Source organism: Bartonella sp. AD328YNZD (assembly GCF_042196425.1).
On sequence record NZ_JBHIQG010000638.1, the window covers coordinates 1 to 913 of the forward strand.

The window sequence follows — 913 nt, forward strand, 5'->3', positions numbered from 1 at the left end:
CATTCATATGCGTGATGTTTCAGTAGCAAGTTTTGGAGAACATGAGACACGCCCGGTTAATATGAGTGTTGTGTTTGGAATCAAGACGTGAGGTTTAGATGTCGACGATTTATGATTGGTCTTTAACGGCATCGGAGAATGGTGGTGCGGATAATCTGATTAATTGGTCAGAAGGACAACATCCGAACACGGTTAACAACAGTGCGCGTTTTATGATGCAGCGTGTGCGTGAATATTTATCGGATACGGGGGGTGTGATTGAAGCGGTTGTTACGGTTGATGATAAACAAAAGACGAGTGCGATAAGTCTTCAAAGTCCCTCTCAGTTTTTAGCGTATAAGAATGGGATATCGCTTTGTTTTAAAGCGAAGGGTAAGAATGTAGGGGCTACCACGATTGCTTTGAATAATTTAATCGGCAAGCCCGTTTATAAGGCGACGGACACCGGTTTATTAGCTTTAACGGGAGGAGAAATCCAAGATGGCTGTCTTTATACCGTTATTTATGATGAAGATATAACCGGTTGGCAAATTCTCAATCCCACAAGGGAAAAAGTTTCTTTCTTAAAACGTTTACCATCTGGTTTAATTGGTCCTTTTGGCATGGAGCGCTTGCCGGATGGTTGGTTACCTTGTGATGGGCGTGCTTATTCGCGAAGAACGTATAGAGCCTTGTTTGAGGTGATAGGAACGACGTGGGGAGAAGGAGATGGCGCCACGACGTTTAATGTTCCGGATTTTCGTGGAATGTTTTTACGAGGTATGGACTACGAACGCAATTTAGACCCTTGGCGTTCTTTTGCAAGTATACAACCCTGTTCTTTAAAAGGGCATGAACATTTTATAGGTCCCGCCTCTTCTGATGGTCGTTCTTCACGGAAAAGACGGGATGTTTCTTCTTCTGAAGTTTCTTT

The 913-nt window shown here is 43.3% G+C and carries 1 protein-coding gene; it reads left to right on the plus strand.

Going from position 1 to position 913, the window contains the following annotated elements:
- Nucleotides 1–98: 98 nt before the first annotated feature.
- Nucleotides 99–913: phage tail protein (locus ACFIO3_RS14185; RefSeq protein WP_375608911.1), on the plus strand; the 815-nt coding region annotated here is incomplete at its 3' end.